We start from the raw sequence: 25894 nt of genomic DNA, 5'->3' as shown, positions 1-25894 counted from the left end.
TAAAAAAGATAAGACTCGTCTTATACTTCTTCCCCAGCCTCTTCAGCTTGGGCATTTGGCTTGATAGCGTCTTCATACCCCAAAGTTACTTCAGTAACTTGAGCAGATTCTAACAGTTTATCAACAACTTGCTCTTCAAGTACAGCAGATTGAACCTGAGCTAATTGTTCTTTGTTCTTTAAGTAAAAATCAATGACTTGCTGAGGCTCTTGATAAGCTTGAGCCATATCTTCTAAGAAAGAACGTACACGGTCATCATCAACTTTCAAATCATCTTTCTTGATAACTTCAGAAATAAGCAAACCTAGCTTGGCACGCTTTTTAGCTTCTTCTGCAAATAATTCAGCAGGTAGCTGGGAAGCATCAAAATCCTGTCCGCCAAACTGCTGAGCAGCCTGTTTACGAAGCGCATCAACTTCTTGATCAATAAGAGCAGAAGGCACATCAACTTCATTGATTGAAGATAAACCTTCAAAAAGAGCATTTTTAAGCTTTGATTTGATCGCTTGATTCAACTCACGATCCATATTTTTACGGACTTCTGCACGCAAAGCTTCGATCGTCGCCTCTTCTAAGCCAAATTTCTCAACAAAAGCATCATCTAACTCAGGAAGAATTTGCTCTGCAACCTCAGAAACCGTAATTTTGAAAGTCGCTTCTTTGCCTTTCAAGTTTTCAGCTTGATAATCTTCTGGGAAAGTTACAGAAATAGTACGCTCTTCACCAGCTTTAGCGCCTAGGATACCAGACTCAAAACCAGGGATCATGGTATTGGAACCCAATACTAATTTATGACCTTCAGCAGCACCGCCTTCGAAAGCCTCATCACCTAGGTAGCCAACAAAATCGATCGTCACCTGATCGCCGTCGGCAGATGCGCGCTCAACAGCAGACCATTCAGAATTCTGCTTACGCAAAGTTTCCAACATAACATCAACGTCTGCATCAGTTACTTCAGACACAACGCGATCCACTTTAATAGTAGAGTTATCCGCCAATGTTACTTCTGGGTATACTTCTACCTTAACAACGAACTCAAGATCAGCACCTTCAGCAAAGTTCTTAGGCTCAATTGAAGGCATACCTGCTGGTTGAATAGACTCTTTCTGAATCGCTTCAACATAAGCATCACGCATAATCTGCTCTACAGCATCAACACGGATACCTTGACCATAACGCTTTTTCACAACACTAACAGGCACTTTACCTTTACGAAAGCCATCAATACGAATCGTTTTCGCTGTTTTAGCCACTTCAGAATTTACTTTTTCGTCAACACGAGCTGCTGGAACACTAATTGTTAGAACGCGCTCAATTGGAGACGTTGTCTCTACAGAAACTTGCATAAAACTTCCTCTCGGGAACCTGCTTTAATTTGTTGGCAATCTCGCTATTAACAAGACATCTATTCAATCACAGCCAACAAAACCTAAATAATAATTTAATTAAAGTAATGGACTGAAAATGGTGCTCCGTACTGGATTCGAACCAGTGACCTACCGCTTAGAAGGCGGTTGCTCTATCCAACTGAGCTAACGGAACAAAAATCATTACATTTCATTTGGTGGGCTATTATAGGGATGGAATAGCAATCGTCAACCAATAGACATAAAAAAGCCCAGTAAAACTGGGCTAAAAATGACTATTTGCAACCATGGAACCGAGAATAGTTAAAATTCACTACTCCGCAGCACAAATATCACAAAAGGAACAAGACGAATAATACAAGCCACTCCCAAAAAAAGCAAGATGCGCGCGCCAAAATGAGACGCGTTGCACTATGTTTGTGCAATGTGCATTAAAAAGAAGTTTTTAATAAAATATTTAACCCTATGTTATTGTAACAACCAACTTACACAGAGAAAAATTACTATGCCAGAACGTCTAATTTATTTTTTTCTTATTTTCAAACGCTATGGATACCTAACAATAACAAGGTTCAAACACAGCAACCTATCACAAAAGGCTGCCCAACTTACGCTATCAAGTCTATTGGCAGCCGTCCCCATTATCACAATTATTGTTGGAATACTTAGCTTCACCCCAGCACTAGAAGCAATGCAAGCACAATTATTTCAATTAATAGAACAGCATCTAGCACCTGGTTCTAGTGATATAATGATGCCCTACCTCATAAAGTTTTCAGAACAAACCAAAAACCTTCCGGCAGCGGGGTTAATCGCCCTTGTACTAACCGCCTTACTATTACTAAACAGTTTTGAAAGTAGCGTTCAATCTATATGGGAAATTAGAAAAGCCAGAAAAATAAGAGAACGCCTATTAACTTATTGGGCAATCCTAACCCTAGGACCAATTATTTTTGCTTCTTCATTAAGCCTATACGGCACCTTAATATCCATGCAAATACAAGGTACTCAGACAAATGCATGGGTCGATAACCTATTAGAACTTGGCAGCATCACCCTATATTTTTTAATGCTATTAACCCTAAACTTTTTGACGCCGAATGCGGAAGTCTCGTTAAAATGGGCTTCCGTTTCAGCCCTTGCAGGCAGTATTGGGCTATTCATCTTAAACACCATATTTAGCTCGTTCGCACAATTCTTCAGCAGCTACCAAGTTGTATATGGTGCATTCGCAGCCATCCCAATTTTTCTCATCTGGTTGCAAAGCTCTTGGCTAATAGTTCTCGCATCTATCTGCCTTTGCGCCACGCTACACAATATAAAAACAACCACTCAACAGAAAAACTTAGCATCTGGTCAGGATTAATGTAAAATCCGGCAAATTTTCCATAATAGGGCTTACCATGACGAATACAATCAACGACCTAAACAAAATTTTAGAAGAGGCGGATTGCTTAGTTAACGAAGCAAAACTTAATGAAGCCCTTGATAAAATGGCAGTACAAATAACAGCGGACCTCGCTGACAAGCTCCCTCTTGTTCTTTGTGTTATGAATGGCGGCTTAATTCCGACAGCAGCACTAATAGAACGCTTAAACTTCCCGTTAGAACTCGACTACATTCACGCAACTCGATACGGAATGGAAACAGAAGGTGCATCACTTAACTGGCTCAGCTATCCACAGACCAGCCTGAAAGACAGACACATTCTTGTTGTTGATGATATATTCGATCAAGGACATACGCTGCAAGCTATCGTAAAGTGGCTAGAAAATCAGGAAACAAACGGCGTATACACTGCGACCGTTATTAATAAATTACACGATCGCAAAACAGACATGACTCCAGACTATATCGGAACAGATGTAGCTGACAGATTCTTATTCGGCTACGGGATGGATTACAAAGGCTTTTTCAGAAACCTAAAAGGCATCTATGCCATCAAAGGTAGCTAAGACCCCATTAAGCAACAGATAAAAAAATGCCCACTTCAACGTGGGCATTTTTATAATAACCAGAAATTAGAACACTCGATTAAAACCATTAAGCGCCGCAACTCGATAAGCTTCCGCCATCGTCGGGTAGTTAAAAGTCGTATTTAAAAAGTATTTCAATGTATTCTGTTTACCTGGCTGCTTCATGATAGCTTGCCCGATATGAACTATCTCCGACGCTTGGTCGCCAAAACAGTGAATGCCGAGCAACTCCAATGATTCACGATGAAACAAAATTTTCAGCATACCAACAGCTTCACCAGTAATTTGAGCGCGAGCGGTATTTTTAAAGAAGGCTCGACCGACTTCATAAGGCACTTTTTCTGCTGTTAACTCCGCCTCTGTTTTACCTACTGAACTTATCTCAGGGATTGTATAGATACCAGTCGGCACTTCACTAATAAACTCACCACCAGGCGATCCAAACATATTTGCAGCCGCAGCACGCCCCTGATCATATGCCGCACTCGCTAGGCTCGGCCAACCAATCACATCACCTGCCGCGTAGACATTTTCAACCTGCGTCTGATAAGTATCATTTACCGCTAACTGCCCACGACTATTAACATCCAGATTAATCGACTCTAGACCCAAGTTGTCAGTATTGCCGGAACGACCATTACAGAATAGTAAGGCATCAGCTCGTAATTTTTTACCTGATGCCATATGCATTACCACACCACGCTCCGTGGTCTCAACAGAATCATAAGTTTCATTATGACGAATTAGCACCCCACCATCGCGCAAGTGATAACTCAACGCATCAGTAATTTCGTCATCAAGGAAACTTAATAATTTCTTGGCTGGATTAATTAACTCAACACGCACACCCAAACCACAGAAAATTGAAGCATATTCACAACCAATTACGCCCGCACCATAGATAATCAAAGAACGCGGCGTGTGACTCAAACTTAGAATGGTATCAGAACAGTAAATACGAGGATGAGAGAAATCAATATTGGCAGGACGGTATGGTCGCGAGCCTGTCGCAATCACCACCTTCTTTGCAACTAATAACTCAGGCCCCTTCTCATAGGTATTTACTTCTATTGTATTTGCATCCTTAAATTTGCCTCTACCAAAGTAGATGTCAATTCGATTGCGCGCATAATACTCAGTACGACCCATAACCTGCTTATCAATAACCCGATTAGCACGATCCAAAACTTTTGGAAATGAAAACCAACGGGGCTCACCAATATCACGAAACATTGGATTAGTATTAAAAGCAATGATTTCCTTAACAGCATGACGCAATGCTTTTGATGGAATAGTTCCTAAATGCGTGCAACTTCCGCCAACTTGCGAGCTCGCCTCAATAACAGCAACTCGTTTGCCCGCCTTTGCAGCACTCATGGCTGCACCTTCTCCGGCAGGACCTGTGCCCAACACCACCACATCATAATGTCTCGTTGTCATAATACCCTCTTTACTGTTCAATTATTTAGATGCGTCATAAAACGTGTCATCAGAAACCGTTGCCGCCATGCCTTTTTTTGTTTCTTTCTCGCACTTACCTTTGTCGCCACCACAAATATCGCAAGCAACTTCCATCCCTAAAGCACTCATGCCGCCACAAGAGCCAGAAATTGGCTTTCTACCCATTAATACACCAACAGCCATAGCCGCAACCAACATAAGCATAAGGACAAATGCCAAAACAATCGTCAACATATTACCTCTCCTAAAAACAAAACGTTAAAAAATCTATTTCAAATACGCCTTGAACGCATCCGATGAATGCTCCTCAAAGCCGAAATCTGTTTTGACCAACAGATACGCCGCAATGCCGTTTTTTTGCACAAACTCGAAGCCTTTATCAGGGCCAAGCACTGTAACTGCAGTAGCAAGACCATCAGCCATCGTCGTTGTTTTATCCACCACAGTAACAGAAACCAACCGGTGCGTAATTGGTCGACCTGAAATTGGACTAATGGTGTGAGAGTAACGCACACCATTTTTTTCAAAATAATTGCGATAATCTCCAGACGTAGCAACCGCCACATCAGTCACAGATATAATACGCTCGGCAATATCATGCCCACCAGCAGGGCTTTCGATTGCAATTCTCCACGGAGCACCATCAGGCTTAAGCCCTTTGGACACAATCTCTCCGCCCACTTCAATCAAATAGCTTTCAATCCCTCTATCTTGAAGCACTCTCGCGACCGCATCAACACCATAACCTTTGGCAATAGAAGACAAATCGACATAAATATCTTTTTCTTTCATCAAACGACGGCCGTCAAGCTTTAAATACTGATAGCCAACTCGTGACTTTGCCTCATCAATCAATTCCTGACTTGGCACTTTATCTTCATGCTTTCCTGGACCAAATCCCCATAAGTTAACTAAAGGCCCAACAGTGACATCGTATTCTCCACCACTCATTTCACTAATAAGCAAAGCCTTATCAACCACATAAGCCATATCATCACTAATAACGGCAGACTGGCCAGCAGGCAACGTATTAAACAGCGAAAGCTCTGAGTTAGGGTCATAAGTAGACATGAGACTATTAACTCGAACCAAAGCCGCATCAACATCCTCTTTCACCACCCAAGCATCACCAACTTCTTTAGTGGTAAAAAATTTCACTGTATAAGTTGTGCCCATTGTAGGACCAGAAAAACTAGCTAATTCAGGAGTAAAAACAGAAAGGCGGTACACAACCGCAATAGCGATAAGTAGGAAAACTGAAAATAATATTTTTTTACGCATATAAAATCTTTTTAGTCGCCAATAAAATAAAGACCCACCAGATGGTGGGTCTTTATTCAGGTGCTAGCCACCGAAATCATCAAGTAGGATGTTTTCTTTTTCTACACCTAGATCTTCTAACATCTTGATAACAGATGCGTTCATCATTGGAGGCCCACACATGTAGAACTCACAATCTTCTGGAGCAGGATGGTCTTTTAGATAACTTTCATAAAGAACGTTATGAATAAAACCTGTTTTACCTTCCCAGTTATCTTCAGGCTGAGGATCAGAGAGCGCCAAATGCCATTCGAAGTTATCATTCTCTTCTTGAAGCTTATCGTACTCTTCACTGTAGAAAGCCTCACGCACACTGCGCGCACCGTACCAAAAAGAAATCTTACGTTTCGAATTCAAACGCTTAAGCTGATCAAAGATGTGCGAACGCATTGGCGCCATACCAGCACCACCACCAACAAACACCATTTCAGCATCCGTATCTTTGGCAAAAAACTCACCAAATGGGCCGTATACTTTTATCTTATCGCCAGGCTTAAGGCTAAACACATAAGAAGACATCTGACCTGGAGGTAAATCATCTTTACCTGGAGGCGGAGAAGCAATACGAATATTAAACTTCACAATGCCTTTTTCTTCCGGATAGTTCGCCATTGAATAAGCACGAATAACTGTTTCATCAACCTTAGATACAAATTTCCAAAGGTTAAATTTATCCCAGTCTCCACGGTATTCTTCTTCAATGTCAAAGTCTTTGTAGTGAACTGTGTGAGCAGGCGCTTCAAGCTGCACATAACCACCAGCACGAAAATCAACGTTTTCACCTTCAGGCAATTTCAACGTCAATTCTTTAATGAAAGTAGCTAGGTTAGGGTTTGACTCAACAGTACAATCCCAAGCTTTAACACCAAACACTTCTTCAGGAACCTCAACATCCATATCCTGTTTCACAGAAACCTGACATGACAAACGGTAACCTTCTTTTTCGTCGCGACGAGTAAAATGAGACTGTTCAGTGGAAAGCATTGAACCGCCACCGCTAGTCACTTTACATTTACACTGGGCACAAGTACCACCACCGCCACAAGCAGATGATAGAAAAATACCGCTATTCGCTAAAGTTTGAAGCAACTTTCCACCAGCAGGCGCTGTTACTTCTTTTTCACCATTGATGCGGATTGTAACGTCACCAGTACTTACCAAGCGGGCACGAGCAGCAAGGATAATTGCCACTAGCGCAAGCACGATAGCTGTGAACATCACCACACCTAGAATAATCTCTAAGTTGACCATGTTAGTTAAACCTTATTCTTGGTTGCCTAAATGGGCAGCTAATTAAAGCTGCACACCAGAAAATGACATAAAACCTAAGCTCATTAGACCAACAGTAATAAACGTGATACCAAGACCACGAAGACCTGCAGGAACATCTGAATACTTAAGTTTCTCCCGAATACCAGCAAGCGCAGCAATAGCTAACGCCCAACCAACACCAGCACCCACACCATAAACAACGCTCTCACCAAAGTCGTAATCACGCTCAACCATGAACAAAGAAGCACCCATGATGGCACAGTTAACTGTGATAAGTGGCAAAAACACACCAAGCGCGTTATATAACGCAGGCATATATTTATCCAAAGTCATTTCTAATATCTGAACGACAGCAGCAATAACACCAATGTAGCTCAACAGGCCTAGGAAGCTCAGGTCAACCCCAGACAAACCGGCCCACTCAAGAGCCCCATCCGCCAAAAGGTTTTTATACAACAAATTGTTAAGAGGAACAGTAATTGCCAAAACAACAACAACCGCTATACCCAAACCTATTGCTGTTTCTACCTTTTTGGACAAAGCCAAGAAAGTACACATACCAAGGAAGAAAGCTAAAGCCATGTTTTCAACAAAAACAGCTTTAACAAATAGACTTATTAAATGTTCCATTTATAGCGCCTCCTGAGAACGAGAATTCGCTGCAATCTTGAATTCTGGCTCTTCAACTTGCTCTGTTTTGTAAGCACGTAAAGCCCAGATAACCAAGCCAATGACAAAGAAAGCACTTGGTGGCAGCAACATCAAACCATTAGGCTGGTACCAGCCACCATTCTGAACAGTAGCAAAGATCTCGACACCAAATAGCTTACCAGCACCAAGTAATTCACGGAAAAAGGCAACAACAATCAACATTGCACTGTAGCCTAAACCATTACCAATACCATCAAGGAAGCTCATGCCTGGGCCATTTTTCATAGCAAAGGCTTCAGCGCGACCCATTACGATACAGTTAGTGATGATCAAGCCAACAAATACAGATAACTGCTTACTGATTTCGTAAGCAAATGCCTTCAAAACCTGATCAACCACAATAACCAAAGACGCAATAATGATCATCTGTACAATGATACGAATGCTGTTAGGGATATGGTTTCGAATAATCGCAATAAAGAAGTTTGAAAAAGCAGTTACTAGGGTCAAAGCAATCGCCATAACCAAACTAACACTTAAACTACTTGTTACCGCCAAAGCAGAACAAATACCCAAAATCTGCAAGGCGATCGGGTTATTTGATAGAATCGGTCCAAAAAGGACACTTTTGACATCAGACATTATTGAACTCCTTCGCTACGAAGATGAGACAAGAAAGGACCAAACCCCTCTTTACCCAACCAGTATTGAACAAGGTGCGTGACACCACGACTTGTCAAAGTGGCACCAGACAACCCATCTACCTTATGAGATGCGTTCGGGTCAGAACTATCTACCCCACCCTTAGCTAGCTCAATAACCGCTTGGCCTTGGTCGTTGTAAACTTCTTTACCCTTCCACAACGCCTTCCAGTTTGGATTATCAACCTCACCACCCAATCCAGGCGTTTCAGCTTGATCGTAAAAGCCGAAACCAATCACTGTATTGAAGTCATTTTTCAACGCCATAAAACCGTACATAGTTGACCATAAGCCATAACCATGCACCGGCAGAATGATGCGATCGATATTATCGCCAGACTTTACAAGGTAAACCGCAGAGAAGTTTGAGCGGCGTTTGATACCAGCTGGATCGCTCCCCTTAAGTGAAATAGACAAACTAGGATCTTTTGCCGCTGCCTTTTGATCAAAAGTAGACGCTTTAATTCCTGCATCATCAAGCTCAGCCTGAGTGGCAAATTCACCTGTTTGCAAGTTCACAATGCGCGTTTCAACTGACTCAAAAATTTCATCAACAGATTTGCTAGGATCGAGCATACCTGCGGCAGACAAAATATTACGTTTGCGGTCTAAATCTTTATTGGTGTTCTGAATAGGCTTAAGACCTACCGCTGCGGCTGCAACAAAAATAGAACAAACCAAGCACAAAGATAAAGCAACTATAATGGTCTTTTTAATACTATCGTTACTGCTAGCCATTGCGTGCAATCCTCCGTTTAATGTTTGCTTGAACAACAAAGTGGTCAATAAATGGCGCAAACAAATTCGCAAACAGAATTGCCAACATCATACCTTCAGGGTACGCCGGGTTAACAACACGAATCAGCACAACCATCAAACCAATAAGAGCACCGTAAAACCACTTACCACGGTTTGTCATTGATGCAGAAACTGGGTCAGTTGCCATGTACATCATACCGAAAGCAAAACCACCTAAAACAAGATGCCAATACCAAGGTGTAGAGAACATAGGGTTAGTGTCTGAACCAATTGCGTTAAACAACGCAGAAGTCAACACCATACCCAGCATAACGCCAGCTACGATTCGCCAAGCAGCGATGCGCATAATTAACAATGCACCACCACCAATCAGAATAGCAAGAGTAGACGTCTCGCCCATTGAGCCTTGAATAAAACCAAAGAAGGCATCAGACCAAGCAACAGTTAAGCCAGCAACACCATCAGCAGCAAGTTGACTCAATGCCGTCGCACCAGAGAAGCCATCAATTGCAGTCCAAACGGAATCACCAGACATGGACGCTGGATAAGCAAAAAACAGGAAGGCGCGACCAGCTAAAGCTGGGTTCAAGAAGTTTTTACCTGTACCACCAAACACCTCTTTCGCCAAGACAACACCAAAGGTGATACCAAGAGCCACTTGCCACAAAGGCACAGTTGCAGGCAGAGAAAGAGAGAAAAGGATAGAAGTCACAAAGAAACCTTCGTTTACTTCATGCTTACGTACAGAAGCAAACAGCACTTCCCAGAAACCGCCAACAACAAAAGTGACAAGATAGACAGGCAAAAAGTACATTGCACCGTAAATCATATTGTCCCAAATGCTTGAGGCATTATAGCTAGTAAGGCCGCCAATAATGGCATGACGCCAAGAATCAGCAGGCGCAACCCCCATTGCTTCCATGGCAGTATTGGCTTGCAAGCCAATATTGTACATACCAAAGAACATCGCTGGGAATGTACACATCCATACTAAAATCATGATGCGCTTCATATCCACAGCATCACGAACATGGGAGCCATTTTTGGTCACAGAACTTGGGCGGTAAAAAATAGTGTCTACTGCTTCGTAAAGCGCATACCATTTTTCGTATTTTCCACCTGAGTGAAACTCAGGTTCCATTTTATCGAGTACTTTTCTAAGCCCCATGAATTAACCCTCTTTCTCTATTAGAGTTAGGCAATCCCGAAGGATCGGGCCATATTCGAACTTACCTGAGCAACTGTAAGTACACAAAGCCAAATCTTCTTCATCCAACTCCAGTACACCAAGCTTTTGAGCCTGCTCTGTATCGTTCACAACTAACGCACGTAGCAATTGCGTTGCCAAAATATCAAGTGGCATCACGCGTTCAAAATTGCCAAGTGGCAACATAGTACGATCACTACCATTTGTCGTTGTTGTCATATCAAATGACTTTTTCCCCGTCAGCTTGGACAAGAACACATTCATAATAGAATGTTTTTCTACGCCCGCACGAAGATAATGCATCATTTGACGCTCACGACCTTCAAGCAATACAGACACTTGAGTGTGATAACGACCTAAGTAAGCAAACGGTCCAAAAGCATTACGACCAGAAAGAACGGAGCCCGAGATAACTCGATTATCACCTTCACCTAGCTCACCTGCTAACAACCCTTCTAAGCTCGCACCAATTTGAGTACGAACCAAACGAGGCTTCTTAACTTGTGGACCGGCTAACGAAATCACTCGATCAACGTTTAATTCACCAGTGACAAACAACTTACCAATAGCTACAACATCTTGGTAATTGATAGACCAAACAGTCTTTTTATCACTAACGGAGTCAAGGAAATGAATGTGCGTACCAGCAAGACCTGCAGGATGCACACCAGAGAATTCCTCAACCGTCACATCAGACGTTGTTGGAATTTTTGCGCCTGCAGCTTTACATAGAAAAACCTTACCTTCTGTTAAACGAGTTAACACGGTAAGGCCATCTGCAAATGCTTCCGCTTGATCAGCAAGCACAACTTCAGGAGAAGCCGCTAAAGGATTAGTATCAATAGCGGTAACAAAAATAGAATTTGGTACTGACGCTATCTCAGGAACTTTTGAGAATGGGCGCGTACGAAATGATGTCCACAACCCAGAGCCAACCAGATTGTCTACAACCTTATTACGTTCTAAAGACTTCAGCTCAGAACCGGAATAAGAAGCAAAGGTTTCAGATTCTTCGCCTTCAACACGAATAACAAGAGATTGAAATACACGTCGTTCGCCACGATTAATCTCGATTACGGTACCAGAAGCAGGAGCGGTATAATTAACACCTTCCGTTTTCTTATCCGTAAAAACAACTTGACCTTTCTTGACCTTATCCCCTTCCTTGACAAGCATGGTGGGTTTCATTCCATGAAAGTCTGGACCGATTACAGCAACTGTTTTTACGACAGCAGCCGCCTCAATCACTTGATTGGGAGCACCTGAGATCGGTAGATCTAGGCCTTTTGTAATTTTATACATATGTTCTGCCCAACAATAAATTGAACACAAAAAGCGCAATGCGTTATGCTCCTACCCCCCTCCGGGAAAACATGCAAGAACGAACAACTAACATTAAGTTAATTGTAAAACGCAAACTCACTTCACCAAAAAACCGACGTATTATAAAGATCATTCCCTCCATTGACCAGCTCACGAGACTGTCTTTTAAGCACCAACTTTTACTTAAAATCACTACAATGTCCTTATTGCACATTTTATAACCACTAAAATCACATTTTTTTGTTGTTTAATTACATAATAGTGCAGAATTTGCCTTATGAACTTTCTTCGTAAGAATTAAAATCAAATAAAGCAATCCAAAGCGCGACGCTATTCCGTATTTTTAGTCTGTTGCCATACATGATCGAAAACGACACAATATCGCCTAACAAATGAATAGGCTTAAACACGGAAGCATAACTATGATCAAACCAGAAGCTCAAATTCATATTAAGAATCTACGTCTACGAACCTATATTGGATTCAATGAATCTGAAAAACAAAACAAACAAGACGTGGTGATTAACGCTTGGATACACTATCCTGCCTCCCAAGCATACGACACTGACAATGTAGAGAATGCAGTAAACTACCGGACAATCTGTAAAGAGATGATAGCCCACACTGAAAACAACCGCTTTCTTTTGCTCGAAAAACTAACCGCAGAGCTACTGGAACTATGCATGACATCAAGCCACGTCACTTTTGCAAAAATCGAAGTTGCAAAACCACATGCATTACGTTTTGCAGACTCTGTATCTTTGACGCTATCCGCCACTAGAGAACAATAAACCTAACATGTCAGAAACCGTATCAATCACCCAAAAGCCCGGCTTCAAAAATTTGCTCAGCGGCCTAGACGGCAGCCGAAAAGCACTACAATTACTAGCCATTGCCTCTCAACATAAACAGCCTATTTTGTTTATGGCCAACACAGTCGCTGAGTTAAACGAACTCGAAGATGAAATACAGTTTCTAAATCAAAATAAAAAAGAAATATTGAGGTTTAGCGATTGGGAAACGTTACCATACGACGCTTTCTCGCCACATCAAGACATCATATCTCAGCGTTTAGAAACACTGGCTAAGCTTACCGAAACGAAAAATCCGATTGTGCTCACTACGGTCGCGTCCTGTATAACGCGCCTCTGCCCTAAACACCACCTTGATGCCCAACGTTTTCATTTGAAAGAAGGGCAAGAGCTGCCTTTAGAGCAACTTTCAAGAAAATTAACGAACGCTGGGTACTTAAATGTCGAAAATGTCCACGAACATGGAGAATACGCCATTCGTGGTGCCTTAATGGATGTTTTCCCTATGGGGGCAGAAAGCCCAATTAGGATAGATTGGTTCGACAATGAAATTGAGTCGATTCGCTGGTTTGATCCAGAAACCCAACGCAGCATTAGTAAAGTTTCAGAAATAAAGATGCTTCCTGCAAAAGAGTTTCCAACCACATCTCAGGGAATTCAGCAGTTTCGCCAAGCCTTTAGAGAGCGATTTGAAACCAACCCACTGTCCAGCCCAATATACCAAGACATCTCCAGCGGCATCATACCTGCAGGAATCGAATACTATCTACCCTTGTTTTTTGAAAAAACGGCAAGCATTTTTGAGTATCTACCAGACAATGCACTTATCATTCGCTCAGACAACTTTAATGATCAATTTGCCAGCATCCAACTAGACTTCCGCAGTCGACACGAATCTCTCAATTACAACATCGAGCGCCCCATATTAAAGCCTGATGAGATCTGCTTACGAGAAGATGAGCTGTTTTCGCAACTAAACCAATACACGAGCATCATTTTTTCAGCTGCTGGCGATCACCCGAACTACAAAGCGCTTGATACCGTTAAAATTGATTCGAAGGCAGCCCAACCACTTGGCAAACTGCAAGACTTTCTAACCAAGACATCGACCAGAGTATTAATTGTCGCCGAGTCTGCCGGTCGCCGAGAAGCTCTACTCGACCTATTGAAAAAGCACAACATAAAGCCGAAACAAGTTGATAGTTGGGAAGCCTTTACCAAATCAACAAAATCACTCGCTATCACCGAAGGCAATATTGGGCGAGGCTTTATCATTGGCGAAAAACTTGCGCTCATACCTGAAAGTGAAATATTAGGCGAGCGAGTATCTCAACATCGCCGTCGCAACAAACAAAACAATATCAGTGAGGATGCGATCATTCGCAATCTCACCGAGCTAAGGCTAAACGCTCCTGTCGTCCATATAGATCATGGTGTGGGTCGCTATTTGGGACTCACCAACCTGGAAATAGACGGGCAAGAAACAGAGCTTCTCACACTTGGCTACGCTAACGACGCCAAGCTCTATGTGCCCGTTTCGTCTTTGCAGTTAATTTCCAGATACACAGGCGCCGATGAAGATACCGCGCCACTACACAAACTCGGCACCGACAAATGGAGCGTTGCAAAACAAAAAGCCGCCGAAAAAGCTCGCGATACCGCGGCAGAATTACTGGAAATATACGCAAAACGTGAGGCCAGAGTCGGTTACTCTTTCGCTAAACCAGATGATCAATATGAACTCTTTTCTGCGGGCTTCCCGTTTGAAGAAACACCTGATCAACAAATGGCGATAGATGCTGTTATGGCAGATATGTCGACTAAAAAACCAATGGATCGATTGGTTTGTGGCGACGTTGGTTTTGGCAAAACAGAAGTTGCCATGCGAGCCGCTTTTCTAGCAGTTCAAGATGGCAAACAAGTGGCCGTTTTGGTCCCAACCACGCTACTGGCTCAACAACACTATGAGAATTTTTGCGACCGCTTTGCCGATTGGCCTGTAGAGATCGAACTCTTATCTCGCTTCCGCTCAGGCAAGCAATCTAACACATCTATTGATCGACTAGAGTCTGGTAAAGCCGACATAGTTGTTGGCACTCATAAACTTATTCAAAGTGACATCAAGTTTGCCAATTTAGGCCTGGTTATTATCGACGAAGAACATCGCTTCGGAGTCAAACAGAAAGAACAATTCAAAGCGTTACGAGCTGAAGTTGATATATTAACACTGACCGCGACACCAATTCCTCGAACGCTAAATATGTCACTGTCCGGCATCCGTGATTTATCTATCATCGCCACACCACCAGCCAAACGCTTGTCCGTAAAAACCTTCGTAAAGCAAAAAGACGAACACCAAATAAAAGAAGCCATTTTACGAGAGCTTCACCGTGGCGGACAGGTTTATTACTTACATAATGAAGTACAAACCATCCAAAAAACCGCACAAGAGTTGGAAGAATTAATACCAGAAGCTCGCGTGATTGTGGGTCACGGCCAGATGCGTGAAAGAGAGCTGGAGCAAGTCATGTCAGACTTCTACCATAAAAGAGCGAACGTTCTCGTCTGCTCAACCATTATAGAAACAGGCATAGACATTCCAAACGCCAACACCATTATTATTGAGCGAGCAGATAAGTTTGGCTTGGCACAACTGCATCAATTGCGCGGTCGAGTCGGCCGATCACACCATCAAGCCTATGCCTACTTGCTAACACCAAATGACCGCAAGGTCACAGGTGACGCAGAAAAACGCCTGGAAGCCATAACACTTGCCGACACACTTGGCGCAGGGTTTACATTGGCCACTCACGATTTAGAAATACGCGGTACAGGTGAATTGTTAGGCGACGGTCAAAGTGGACACATTGAACATGTTGGCTTTTCTCTGTTTATGGACATGCTCGACCGAGCAGTAAAATCCCTTAAAAATGGCGAATCTCCAGACATAGACATTACATCACCAGCACAAACTGACGTAAACTTACGAGTTCCTGCGCTTATTCCAGAAGAGTATTTAGGTGATGTACATTCACGTTTGATTCTATATAAACGTATTGCCAGTGCAAAAAGTAGTGAAGAATTAAAAGATCTTCAAGTGGAAATGATTGACCGCTTTGGGCTCCTGCCCGAGGCAACGAAGAACTTGTTTCGTCAAACAGAGCTAAAACTAAAAGCCGAAAGCCTTGGGATTAATAAGATTGAAGCCAATGCCAAAGAAGGTAAAATCTATTTTGGTAGCAAAACACCAGTCGACCCGATGAAATTAATTAAACTTATTCAAACAAAGCCCGACACCTATAAACTGGTTGGCTCTGATACATTGAAATTTTTAGCCTCAATGCATAATGCAGAAGAGCGCTTCCAACAAACGACAATGACTTTGGAATTATTACATTGAAATCGCTAATCGTTATCTTCCTATCCCTAGCTTTACTCAGCACTCGCACTTTTGCTGAAGACGAGAAAATTAATCCAGATACAGCCAGAGCCTATGAGGGCTATTTGGTAACATTTTTGTGGCCTGAAGCCCTGACCAAAGAAGAAGTTGATTATAAAAATGTGCTCTCTAGCGAAAACCTTGTTCGCCTCACAGGAGAAGAAAGCGCTATCGACGACCAAGACAGCAATACAGGTCAGCCCACTCCTTTTGGCAATATCGAAGAAAAGCTGGACCAACACGTCACTATATTAGCCAATCAAAAATGGACGCTTATTTTCAGGTTTCCAGGAGACACTATCAAAAAATCCTTTCATAGCCACCAAGAGAAAGATGGCTACCCCGAATTGACCGCCAACATCGCCATAAAACTTGGGCGCTATTTAGAATCAGATATCCAATACAAGCACTATTTATTTGATAGATACACTCAATCAGATACAATCCTAGAACAAGACAATCAAAATCCCCCTCAAACAAACATAAGCCCCTTTGTCTCACAACAGACAACAGAACCAGAATTAGAGACTGAACTCAAAGAATTCGAGCCAGCATTAGTATTAACATTAAACCAAAGCAATAAAACAGCGAGCAAAAAAGTAAACTACCTAGATCACCCAACGATTGGCACATTACTATATTTTGAACCTATCGAATTAGAGGACGCGATTGAGAGAGTTGCAGAGCAATCAGTTTCACCCGAAACAGGAAGAAGCCTGACCTATGATTCTCTACAAAGCACCAATGAGCTAAAAAAATAGACAGCAATAAAAGCAAGTTAATAAAAAAAGAGTGGGATGCATCACATACCACTCTTTTTTGTTAACACCATTTTTACAACAAATTCTGGTTTATGGCTTAATAACCTCGAGACTGAGTTATTTTCCCAACCCAAGACAGCGCCTTTTGCTCTAACGCGGAAAAGAAAGACAAACCTAAACGCTCAGCCATACCTTTTGGCTGCTTATAAGTAACCTGTATCACTTCAGCATTGTCATAATGAGAAATTAAGTACGCATCACTGGTCATTACCAAATCAATCAGTTTATTATCTACTGCCTCAGAACCATACCAAGTATCGCCCGTCGCAATATCCTCAATATCCAACTGAGGACGCTGACTGGAAACGAAGCGCTTAAACAAACCGTGCGTATCCTCTAGATCTTGCTTGAACTTTTCTCGACCTTCATCGGTATTTTCACCCAACATCGTTAATGTACGCTTGTATTTACCCGCGGTGTGAAGCTCAACATCAATCAAACTTTTATCAAGCAATCTATGCACATTCGGCACTTGCGCAACCACACCAATAGAGCCAAGAATCGCAAAGGGTGCAGCAATAATTTTATCAGCAACACACGCCATCATATAACCACCACTAGCAGCGACTTTATCAACACAAACCGTTAATGGAATATTACTTTCACGAATACGCTGTAATTGTGATGCCGCTAAGCCATAACCATGCACAACACCACCACCACTTTCTAGACGCACCACCACTTCATCCTGCGGTTTAGCAACACTCAAAACAGCCGTAATCTCTTCGCGCATGGTTTCAACAGCCGAGGCCTTTATATCTCCATCAAAATCCAAAACATAGAGGCGCTTTTTAGCGACCTCTTCAGCTTCTTTAGGTGCTTTTTTTAGCGCTTTCTTTTCCAGTTTTTCTTTTTTCTTTTTGTCTTTAGCTAAATTTTTAAGGACTTTTTTATCAAGCAGCTGATTATCTAGCTCAGCTTTCATAGCATCGTAGTTTTCATTCAATTTTGTAACAGACAAACTACCAGGTTGTTGCGACTTACGTTTTCCACTCGACAAGGCAGCCAAAAGAAACCCAATAACCAAGGCAACACTTACCAACTTCAATAAAAAGCCAGCGTAATCAGCTAAAAATTCCAACATTACTTTCCTCTAAATAATCATAAGTTCTTGGCATATTGGGGGTATTTTTGCAAATAACAATCTCTTTTCATGATAATTCTCTATAGATACTGTCTCTTATATGCCTTATTATCTGCACACTTTGAAAAAGCCTCCTAAATAAAACAAGTATAAGAGAGCTAACAAGATTCTTCTGAGACGCTGAAATAACAGAAAAATCTTGTTAATTTTTTTTGCACATTTCAGTGCCTTTCTATGAAGGAGCTATTAATGAAAACCTCACTATCGCAAGCGTTTGGAAGGAACTTCCTCGGTGCCTCACCACTTTGGTACAAACAGATAATCTTAGCCTTTTTGATTATTAACCCTATTGTCTTAGTTGTTTTAGGGCCATTTGTCGCAGGCTGGCTATTAATTATTGAGTTTATTTTTACATTAGCAATGGCACTTAAATGCTACCCGCTACAACCTGGCGGATTGCTTGCCATTGAGGCAGTTGTGCTTGGCCTTACGACACCGGAAGGGGTCTACACTGAGGTTTCTCATAATATTGAAGTTATCTTGCTATTGATGTTCATGGTCGCTGGCATTTACTTCATGAAAGATATGCTGCTATTTATCTTCAATAAGCTGTTAGTAAAAATTAAATCCAAGATCGTAATTTCGTTGATTTTTAGTTTCTCTGCCGCGGTGCTTTCTGCATTTTTGGATGCGCTCACTGTTACAGCGGTCCTTATCAGTGTAGGTGTCGGTTTTTATTCGGTTTACCATAAGGCCGCTTCAGGTCAAAGTTCAAATAAAAACCATGACCACGGAAAAGACGATTCAATTTTGCCCGTCAATACAGAAGACTTAAACGAGTTCCGCTCGTTTTTAAGGGATTTATTAATGCACGGTGCGGTGGGTACCGCTCTAGGTGGCGTTGCTACTCTAGTGGGCGAACCTCAAAACCTACTAATTGCTAAAGTAGCAGGCTGGAATTTTGGAGAGTTTTTTCTTTATGTTGCCCCAGTATCAATACCTGTTTTAATTTGCGGCCTACTAACGGTTGTAGTCCTAGAAAAAACAGCGTGGTTTGACTACGGTGCTCAACTACCCGATACCGTTCGAGATATCCTGAACAACTTTGAAAAAGAAGAAAGCCAAAAGCACACAAATAAAACTAAGGCACAACTTATTATTCAGGGCATTGTGGCTATTGTTCTAGTGCTATCCCTTGCTTTCCATGTTGCAGAAGTAGGCCTAGTAGGTCTAATGGTTATTGTTCTATTAACTTCGTTCAACGGTATTATTGAGGAGCACCGCATCGGGCATGCATTTGAAGAGTCGCTGCCCTTTACAGCACTACTAGTAGTGTTTTTCACTGTCGTATCTGTTATACATTCTCAACACCTCTTCCAGCCTGTGATTGACGTAGTCCTCAATATGCCAACGGACAGCCAACCTATCATGCTATTCATGGCCAACGGCTTACTTTCAGCAATCAGTGATAACGTCTTTGTGGCAACCGTGTATATCAATGAAATTAAAGCCGCTCTAGATGCAGGCACTATCACTCGTGAACACTTTGATAAACTCGCCGTTGCGGTGAATACAGGCACGAACCTTCCAAGTGTCGCGACACCAAATGGCCAAGCAGCCTTCCTATTCTTATTAACGTCAGCGATTGCACCATTGCTTCGCCTGTCTTACGGGAAAATGGTCTGGATGGCTCTGCCTTACACGATAGTTTTGAGTCTTGTCGGCGGACTGTGTGTGGTCTACCTTTTATAATCCACCACCCTAAACAAACAAAAAAGCCCTCACTTCACAGGAGGGCTTTTTTATCGTCAACTCATCGACTAATAATCCTAGTGCTTAACCCGCCATAGCGACTGACCTGATTTTTTATCAATCAAATCTAAACGCTCTTCATGAATTTTTAGTTCTTCTTCACTTGCTCTAATAACTTTCAATGGCGGGCGCTCTTGTGAAAGCCGACGAATTTCCTCTACACCACCCTCTTGTTTAGAATCTGATTCAGAGTTACTGGCAAGACCAAGGCTAGTTTGACCGCCTGTCATCAACAGGTAAACGTCAGCAAGAATTTCCGAGTCTAAAAGTGCGCCGTGTAATTCACGATGCGAGTTATCAATACCGTAACGTCTACACAAAATATCTAGGTTATTTTTCTGCCCTGGATGCTTTTTACGGGCATAAACCAAACTATCAAACACACCACAAACTTCTGCTGTTTTTGGATAACCACCAATCCGAGCAAACTCATGATCCATAAAACCAATATCAAACGGCGCGTTATGGATAATAAGCTCAGCCCCCTTTATGAAATCAAAAAATTCTTGAGCAATCTCATGAAAACGTGGTTTGTCAGCCAGAAATTCGTTACTGATCCCGTGAACACGAAAGGCTTCCTCTTCCACCTCTCTATCGGGATTGATGTAAACGTGAAAATGTCGCTTAGTCAGCTTACGACCAATCATTTCCACGCAACCGATTTCAATAATTCGATGCCCTTGTTTTGGGTCAATACCTGTTGTTTCCGTATCGAGCACTACCTGCCTCATGATGCAGCCCTCAATTCATCAATACCTTTATTCGCCAATTGGTCGGCAATTTCGTTACCTTCTATACCTGCATGACCTTTCACCCACTTCCAAGTTACTTCGTGATATTGGCATTGTTCATCCAAGGCTTGCCAGAGGTCTTTATTTTTAACCGGCTGCTTAGACGCTGTCATCCAGCCTTTTCGCTTCCAACCCGCTAACCATTCCGTAATTCCCTTTTGCACATAAGAGGAATCGGTATAAAGTGTTACAGAACATTTCTCCTTCAATGCACGCAGGCCTTCTATTGCCCCCATAAGCTCCATTCGATTATTGGTTGTGTCATGCTCACCACCACATAGGTGCTTTTCATGTTCGCCAAAAGTAAGCCAAGCTCCCCAGCCACCGATGCCAGGGTTCCCCTTACAAGCACCATCCGTATACATTATTACCTTTTTCACTCTTTCATCTCTTTTGCTGTTGGTTTTGATAATGGCGGCACTCTTACTCGAGCCCCAGACCAACGAGGTTTTAATGGGATAAAACGCCTTACTTGCTTGGTAGCTGTCATCACATATACACCACTAAAAGGCAATTTAAGTGGTTTCAGCAACTTATCAAGCCAAGCAAAACGTGACCGCCACTTACCACTTTGCAGAGGCGGTTCATAATAAACAAATCGTTTTGACTCTAGCGTTAGACCCGCCACTTTAAGCCAATCCTCCAAACGCTGATGTGCAATAAAATGTCCGCACCAAGGAGCCTTAACTTTCTTGGAGAACAAGCGCCTACCCCCCCATAGACTCCAAGGGTTAAAACCAATGATAATCAGTTTCCCGCTAGGCAGTAATGTTCTTGCCGCTTCCCTTAGATCATCATGAGGGGTCGCGGAAATATCTAACGTGTGATGAAATATGTGCACATCGACACCATCTGACTCAAAGGGCAATTCACTTGCTCTAGCCACAATGGTATTACTAGGAGCGCCAAACTCTAAAACAGGGGCAATTAAAATACTTTCTCGCAATCGGTGGTTCTCTAAAGGGAAGTCTCTTAGAGGAGATTGACTCACTAAATAGTAACCCACCGCAGAATCAAGTTCAGAGGCTATTTCGCCCAACTCTAATTGCAACAGGCTATCGCCTAAGTTACTTTTGTACCAATTTTGAAAAAATTGTCTTGATTGATCATCCAACATACAATGAATTCTCTTTATAAAACGGTATGACTGCGTCCTGTTATTATTTTTCTGAGCGCCTCATATGAAACACACTAACTTTTTAAAAGTAGACATGTTATGACTATCTTTCCGCTTCCTGCCTTTAATGACAATTATATCTGGATAATCCAAGATAAAGATAGTTCGGGCATTTGGGCTGTGGATCCAGGTAAAGCAGACGTGGTTTTGAATTACTGCCATGAATATAAAAAGACCTTAGCAGGCATTTTAATCACCCACCACCATAAAGATCATACTGGTGGCGTAGCCGAACTCAAAGCACATTCGAACTGCCCAGTATATGGCCCTAAACATCTTAAAGAACTAGTCACTCACCCTGTCGATGAGCATGACCAAGTTCATATTTTTGCAAGCACCTTCTCCGTCATAGCAACACCAGGGCACACGCTTGATCATTTGTGTTATTTCTCAGATCAAGAAAACCCTATTTTGTTCAGTGGGGACACTCTATTTAAGGGCGGATGTGGTCGCATAATGGAAGGGTCACCTGAACAAATGCTAGCGGCCATGACAAAAATTTCAACTCTACCAGATAATACATTCATTTATGGCACACACGAATACACATTAGCCAACTATCGCTTTGCTCTTTCAGTGGAACCTGATAACAAAGAACTTATAGCAAGCAACCTAGTTAGCCAACAACTTCGCCAAGATAACAAGCCGACCCTACCAACAAAACTCAGCTTAGAGAAAAAAACTAATCCTTTTTTAAGAAGTCATATTGAGACACTAAAAATTCAAGCAGCACAACAACTTAACGAAAAACCAGCATCAAACTCTATCGCCGCTTTTAGCCAAGTGAGGCGCGCGAAAGACAGTTTTAGTTGACCTCTATCACCACACCTTTAAAATGGCGAAACTTTATCCAATTTTGTGACCTTCATGATATATAAATTTTTATGGGTTTGCCTTGCAAGCCTAGCGCTAAGCGCATGCCAAACAGCCTCTAAAATAGAGCGACAAAATACTTCAAGCGACCTGCAAAAATCTTCGGAAGAAGTAGATATAGATACAGTTGAAGCAGATACAGAACAACTTGGCTTTATCGATACAGTTCCTCCAATCGATGCAACCGCTGAAGAAGAGGAAGCAATTAAAACAGAACCCGTTATTGCAAACAGCGAACCAAAAGTTCCAGAAGACATTTGGGAACGCATTCGCGAAGGGTATCAGCTAAATCTAGACATAGACCGCCCTCGGCTGTCATCTCAGTTACGTTGGTTTAGTTCTCACCCTTCTTACTTAGACAGAGTATCAAAGCGTGGTGAACGTTATTTATACTACATAGTAGATGAACTAGAAAAAGCTGGCATCCCTACTGAAATCGCTTTATTACCTATCGTTGAAAGTGGCTTTGATCCTTTTGGCTATAGCCATGGGCGTGCATCTGGTCCTTGGCAGTTTATCCCCTCTACTGGTCAAATGTATGGTTTAGATCAAACATGGTGGTATGACGGTCGCCGAGATATTATTGGTTCAACTCAAGCAGCCATTGCCTATCTAACTCGACTGCACAAAATGTTTGATGGCGATTGGTTACATGCTCTAGCGTCCTACAATTCAGGTGAAGGTACGGTTTTAAGAGCAATTAGAAAAAACAGAAAAGCCGGTAAACCAACTGATTTTTGGTCTCTGGACCTCCCTAGAGAAACACGTGCTTACGTACCAAAATTAATTGCCCTAGCAAAAATCATTAAAAACCCAGAAAAATATAATTATTCAACTTACTTTATTCCTAACAAACCCTATTTTGATGTCGTCAATATTGGTGGACAACTCGATTTGGCTCAAGCAGCAGAGATGGCAGATGTAAGTATCGACGAAGTCTATTTGCTAAACCCTGGATTTAACCAATGGGCCACATCTCCTGATGGCCCACACAGATTGCTAATGCCCGTTTCTAAAGCCAAACAATTTAGAACTAAATTAGCAGAAATACCGAGTAAAGAACGAGTCACCTGGGTTCGTTACACAGTAAAAGCTGGCGACAATTTACTTCTCGTAGCAAAGCAACATAATACGACGGTTAATGTTTTACAGGATGTTAATAAAATATCTTCCACCATGATTCGTGTCGGACAAGAACTAATGATTCCGGTAGCTGGCAATAAAATTGAAAGCTACACACTAAGCTCTCATCAACGCTTATTGGCCAAACAGTCTCGTGCGCCAAACCGCAACCGTATAAAAATAAACTACACCGTTAATTCTGGTGATAGCTTATGGCTGATTTCAAACAAGTACGGCACAAACAGCAAGACATTAGCTCGATGGAATAATATGGGATTAGCTGATCCTCTTATTCCTGGAAAGAAACTCGTTGTATGGTTAAAGCCTAAACAATCAGCAAACAGTACTCGTAGTGTCATGAAGAAAGTGGTCTACACTATTCGTTCAGGCGAGTCATTAGCTGTTGTCGCCAACAAATTCAAAGTATCAATAAATGATATTCGTGATTGGAACCCGAAGGTTGGTAGTAAAAAATACGTTCAACCGGGAGATAAAGTGACCTTACTCGTCAATGTAGTTGGCGGATAAATAAGTTATTTCGATAGGTTAGAATCCAAAAAAAGGGCTGAATTTCAGCCCTTTTTTATATCATTGTACAATCCAATGTCACTATCGCAATATCACTCGTAACGACAAAAGTAAGCCGTCATTTCGGTCACTTTTACTTGGAAAGCCTGGTTTGCCTCAATAATAAATGTTTCACCTTTAGCGAACGTCTTCCACTCACTTTCTGAAGGCAACATCACCGTTAAAGAACCAGACACTACGGTCATATACTCTCTCTGACTAGTACCAAACTCATACTCACCAACAGCCATTACACCAACTGTGGATGTTCCTTCCGCATTATTCAATGCAACGGACTTCACTTGATCATTAAAATAGCTATTTACCGTTAACGTTGTGCTCATATAAAAGTTCTCATTTACGTTTTAAACATATATTTTTCAGTAGCCTAAAAATACAATTAAGTATTTGTGTTGCCAACCATTTCTTCAATTATCCATTCTTTAAAAGCTGACATAGCCGAGGTTACAGAGCGTCGTTTTTCATAAACCAAATAAAAGGATCGGTTAGTGATCAGATGCTGGTTAAACAACACTTTTAGTGTTCCTGCCTCTATCTCAGGCATAATTAACTCCGGATCAGTTAACGAAATCCCTAAACCTTGAGCCGCCGCGCCCGCAGTAAGCGAGCCGCTAGAAAACATCAAACCGCGACGAAATAACTTAGGATCAAGGTCATGTTGCTGCAACCAATCGTGCCATTCATCTTTTCGCTTAGTAACATGCAATAAGGGATAAAAGCGCATATCTTCCGGCCTATCAATAGGCTGCTCAGCTTTAATCAAACGAGGATTACAAACAGGCGCAAGTCGTGCAGGACGCAAATAATGAGCTTCGACGTCATCCCAATCGCCACTACCAAAATACACAGCCATATCTATATCGTTAGCAGAGAAATCAATTAGCCCTGTAGAAGAGCTAATTTCAATCTGAATATCAGGATAGCGCTCTTGAAAACGCTCCATTCTTGGCATCAACCAGCGGGTAAGAAAAGCTGGTGCAACCGCCAGACGAAGAGAGCCAGATTTTTGCTTACTTTTAAGCTCTGAAGTCGCATTTTCTAACTGCTCAAAAATGCTTTTTATTGGCCTTAGGTAAGACTCCCCAGCTTCCGTTAAGATCACTTTACGCTTAGTACGGCGAAACAACTCAAGACCAAGAAAACTTTCTAAGCCTTTAATTTGATGACTAATCGCAGAAGGTGTTACAGACAATTCCTTGGCCGCTTTATTGAAACTGCCATGACGAGCAGCAGATTCAAAACACTTTAATGAATTTAATGGGGGTAAACGATTAATAAGCTCATCTCCAATAGATAAGAAAATAAATGAAGGCACATTCCTTCTGAGTCAGGACTCAT

24 protein-coding genes and 1 tRNA gene are annotated in these 25894 nt (G+C 42.0%); 8 read left to right on the top strand and 17 right to left on the bottom strand.

Annotated elements, in window-relative coordinates:
- Positions 1 to 20: 20 nt before the first annotated feature.
- Entirely contained in the window at positions 21 to 1346 is a 1326-nt protein-coding gene (tig, locus tag DFP80_RS01815; RefSeq protein ID WP_113915099.1) for a trigger factor, read from the bottom strand.
- Positions 1347 to 1465: 119 nt separating this feature from the next.
- Positions 1466 to 1542: transfer RNA gene (locus tag DFP80_RS01810), tRNA-Arg, on the bottom strand.
- 330 nt (positions 1543 to 1872) lie between these two features.
- Between DFP80_RS01810 and DFP80_RS01805 the strand changes: the two genes are divergently transcribed.
- Both DFP80_RS01805 and DFP80_RS01800 read left to right on the top strand, forming a co-directional pair.
- A complete protein-coding gene (locus tag DFP80_RS01805) occupies positions 1873 to 2733 on the top strand; it encodes a YihY family inner membrane protein (RefSeq protein WP_241560306.1) in 861 nt (286 codons plus the stop codon).
- A 37-nt stretch (positions 2734 to 2770) separates the two neighbouring features.
- A complete protein-coding gene (locus DFP80_RS01800) occupies positions 2771 to 3322 on the top strand; it encodes a hypoxanthine-guanine phosphoribosyltransferase (protein ID WP_113915097.1) in 552 nt (183 codons plus the stop codon).
- A gap of 66 nt (positions 3323 to 3388) precedes the next feature.
- Here DFP80_RS01800 and sthA read toward each other — a convergent pair whose 3' ends face one another.
- From sthA to DFP80_RS01755, 9 genes are all read right to left on the bottom strand, one after another.
- Positions 3389 to 4783 carry a Si-specific NAD(P)(+) transhydrogenase gene (sthA, locus tag DFP80_RS01795; RefSeq protein ID WP_113915096.1) on the bottom strand — a complete coding sequence of 465 codons (1395 nt, stop codon included), beginning with the start codon at positions 4781 to 4783 and terminating at the stop codon, positions 3389 to 3391.
- Positions 4784 to 4804: 21 nt separating this feature from the next.
- Positions 4805 to 5038, bottom strand: a complete 234-nt coding sequence (gene nqrM / locus DFP80_RS01790; protein ID WP_012069427.1) for a (Na+)-NQR maturation NqrM — start codon at positions 5036 to 5038, stop codon at positions 4805 to 4807.
- A gap of 33 nt (positions 5039 to 5071) precedes the next feature.
- Positions 5072 to 6085, bottom strand: a complete 1014-nt coding sequence (locus DFP80_RS01785; protein ID WP_113915095.1) for an FAD:protein FMN transferase — start codon at positions 6083 to 6085, stop codon at positions 5072 to 5074.
- A gap of 63 nt (positions 6086 to 6148) precedes the next feature.
- Positions 6149 to 7375, bottom strand: coding sequence for an NADH:ubiquinone reductase (Na(+)-transporting) subunit F (nqrF, locus tag DFP80_RS01780; protein WP_113915094.1), 1227 nt, complete (start codon positions 7373 to 7375; stop codon positions 6149 to 6151).
- Positions 7376 to 7417: 42 nt separating this feature from the next.
- Positions 7418 to 8026, bottom strand: coding sequence for an NADH:ubiquinone reductase (Na(+)-transporting) subunit E (gene nqrE, locus DFP80_RS01775; RefSeq protein WP_012069424.1), 609 nt, complete (start codon positions 8024 to 8026; stop codon positions 7418 to 7420).
- The gene (locus DFP80_RS01770; protein ID WP_113915093.1) at positions 8027 to 8689 is read right to left on the bottom strand and encodes an NADH:ubiquinone reductase (Na(+)-transporting) subunit D; all 663 of its coding nucleotides are present in this window, start codon (positions 8687 to 8689) and stop codon (positions 8027 to 8029) included.
- Positions 8689 to 9486, bottom strand: a complete 798-nt coding sequence (locus DFP80_RS01765; RefSeq protein WP_113915092.1) for a Na(+)-translocating NADH-quinone reductase subunit C — start codon at positions 9484 to 9486, stop codon at positions 8689 to 8691. Before DFP80_RS01765 ends, DFP80_RS01770 begins: the two co-directional genes overlap by 1 nt.
- A complete protein-coding gene (locus DFP80_RS01760) occupies positions 9479 to 10675 on the bottom strand; it encodes an NADH:ubiquinone reductase (Na(+)-transporting) subunit B (protein WP_113915091.1) in 1197 nt (398 codons plus the stop codon). Before DFP80_RS01760 ends, DFP80_RS01765 begins: the two co-directional genes overlap by 8 nt.
- Positions 10676 to 10678: 3 nt before the next feature.
- On the bottom strand, positions 10679 to 12016 hold the full coding sequence (locus DFP80_RS01755) for a Na(+)-translocating NADH-quinone reductase subunit A (RefSeq protein ID WP_113915133.1): 1338 nt from the start codon (positions 12014 to 12016) through the stop codon (positions 10679 to 10681).
- A 443-nt stretch (positions 12017 to 12459) separates the two neighbouring features.
- Here DFP80_RS01755 and folX point away from each other — a divergent pair, with 443 nt between their 5' ends.
- The 3 genes from folX to DFP80_RS01740 are packed head-to-tail and all read left to right on the top strand — an operon-like array spanning position 12460 to position 17049.
- The gene (gene folX / locus DFP80_RS01750; RefSeq protein WP_175020638.1) at positions 12460 to 12828 is read left to right on the top strand and encodes a dihydroneopterin triphosphate 2'-epimerase; all 369 of its coding nucleotides are present in this window, start codon (positions 12460 to 12462) and stop codon (positions 12826 to 12828) included.
- A gap of 7 nt (positions 12829 to 12835) precedes the next feature.
- A complete protein-coding gene (gene mfd, locus DFP80_RS01745; RefSeq protein WP_113915090.1) occupies positions 12836 to 16249 on the top strand; it encodes a transcription-repair coupling factor in 3414 nt (1137 codons plus the stop codon).
- The gene (locus DFP80_RS01740) at positions 16246 to 17049 is read left to right on the top strand and encodes a hypothetical protein (protein ID WP_113915089.1); all 804 of its coding nucleotides are present in this window, start codon (positions 16246 to 16248) and stop codon (positions 17047 to 17049) included. The genes mfd and DFP80_RS01740 overlap by 4 nt, the downstream gene beginning before the upstream one ends.
- Positions 17050 to 17146: 97 nt before the next feature.
- Here the strand turns inward: DFP80_RS01740 and sohB are convergent, their stop codons facing one another.
- A complete protein-coding gene (sohB, locus tag DFP80_RS01735; RefSeq protein WP_113915088.1) occupies positions 17147 to 18193 on the bottom strand; it encodes a protease SohB in 1047 nt (348 codons plus the stop codon).
- A gap of 249 nt (positions 18194 to 18442) precedes the next feature.
- Between sohB and nhaB the strand changes: the two genes are divergently transcribed.
- The gene (gene nhaB / locus DFP80_RS01730) at positions 18443 to 19945 is read left to right on the top strand and encodes a sodium/proton antiporter NhaB (protein ID WP_113915087.1); all 1503 of its coding nucleotides are present in this window, start codon (positions 18443 to 18445) and stop codon (positions 19943 to 19945) included.
- A gap of 77 nt (positions 19946 to 20022) precedes the next feature.
- On the opposite strand, the gene dnaQ is transcribed toward nhaB, so the two are convergent.
- Genes dnaQ through DFP80_RS01715 form a run of 3 tightly spaced genes read right to left on the bottom strand, consistent with a single transcriptional unit; the run spans position 20023 to position 21913 of the window.
- Positions 20023 to 20736: a DNA polymerase III subunit epsilon gene (dnaQ, locus tag DFP80_RS01725; RefSeq protein WP_113915086.1), complete on the bottom strand. Its 714-nt coding sequence runs from the start codon at positions 20734 to 20736 to the stop codon at positions 20023 to 20025.
- Positions 20733 to 21176 carry a ribonuclease HI gene (rnhA, locus tag DFP80_RS01720; protein ID WP_198135050.1) on the bottom strand — a complete coding sequence of 148 codons (444 nt, stop codon included), beginning with the start codon at positions 21174 to 21176 and terminating at the stop codon, positions 20733 to 20735. Before rnhA ends, dnaQ begins: the two co-directional genes overlap by 4 nt.
- Complete coding sequence (locus tag DFP80_RS01715; RefSeq protein ID WP_113915085.1) at positions 21173 to 21913, bottom strand: class I SAM-dependent methyltransferase; 741 nt, start codon at positions 21911 to 21913, stop codon at positions 21173 to 21175. The genes rnhA and DFP80_RS01715 overlap by 4 nt, the downstream gene beginning before the upstream one ends.
- A 99-nt stretch (positions 21914 to 22012) precedes the next feature.
- Between DFP80_RS01715 and gloB the strand changes: the two genes are divergently transcribed.
- Positions 22013 to 22786 (top strand): hydroxyacylglutathione hydrolase, encoded by a 774-nt coding sequence (gloB, locus tag DFP80_RS01710; RefSeq protein WP_113915084.1) that lies wholly within the window; start codon positions 22013 to 22015, stop codon positions 22784 to 22786.
- A gap of 54 nt (positions 22787 to 22840) precedes the next feature.
- Complete coding sequence (locus tag DFP80_RS01705; RefSeq protein ID WP_113915083.1) at positions 22841 to 24496, top strand: lytic transglycosylase; 1656 nt, start codon at positions 22841 to 22843, stop codon at positions 24494 to 24496.
- 92 nt (positions 24497 to 24588) lie between these two features.
- Here DFP80_RS01705 and ppnP read toward each other — a convergent pair whose 3' ends face one another.
- Both ppnP and gcvA read right to left on the bottom strand, forming a co-directional pair.
- On the bottom strand, positions 24589 to 24879 hold the full coding sequence (gene ppnP, locus DFP80_RS01700) for a pyrimidine/purine nucleoside phosphorylase (protein ID WP_113915082.1): 291 nt from the start codon (positions 24877 to 24879) through the stop codon (positions 24589 to 24591).
- 56 nt (positions 24880 to 24935) lie between these two features.
- Entirely contained in the window at positions 24936 to 25871 is a 936-nt protein-coding gene (gene gcvA / locus DFP80_RS01695) for a transcriptional regulator GcvA (RefSeq protein ID WP_113915081.1), read from the bottom strand.
- Positions 25872 to 25894 lie beyond the last annotated feature (23 nt).

The sequence above is a fragment of the Marinomonas rhizomae genome (assembly GCF_003315485.1).
Taxonomy (GTDB): Bacteria; Pseudomonadota; Gammaproteobacteria; order Pseudomonadales; family Marinomonadaceae; genus Marinomonas; species Marinomonas rhizomae.
The sequence above is the reverse complement of the archived record's forward strand: the minus strand, read 5'-3'. Positions and strand labels throughout refer to the sequence as shown.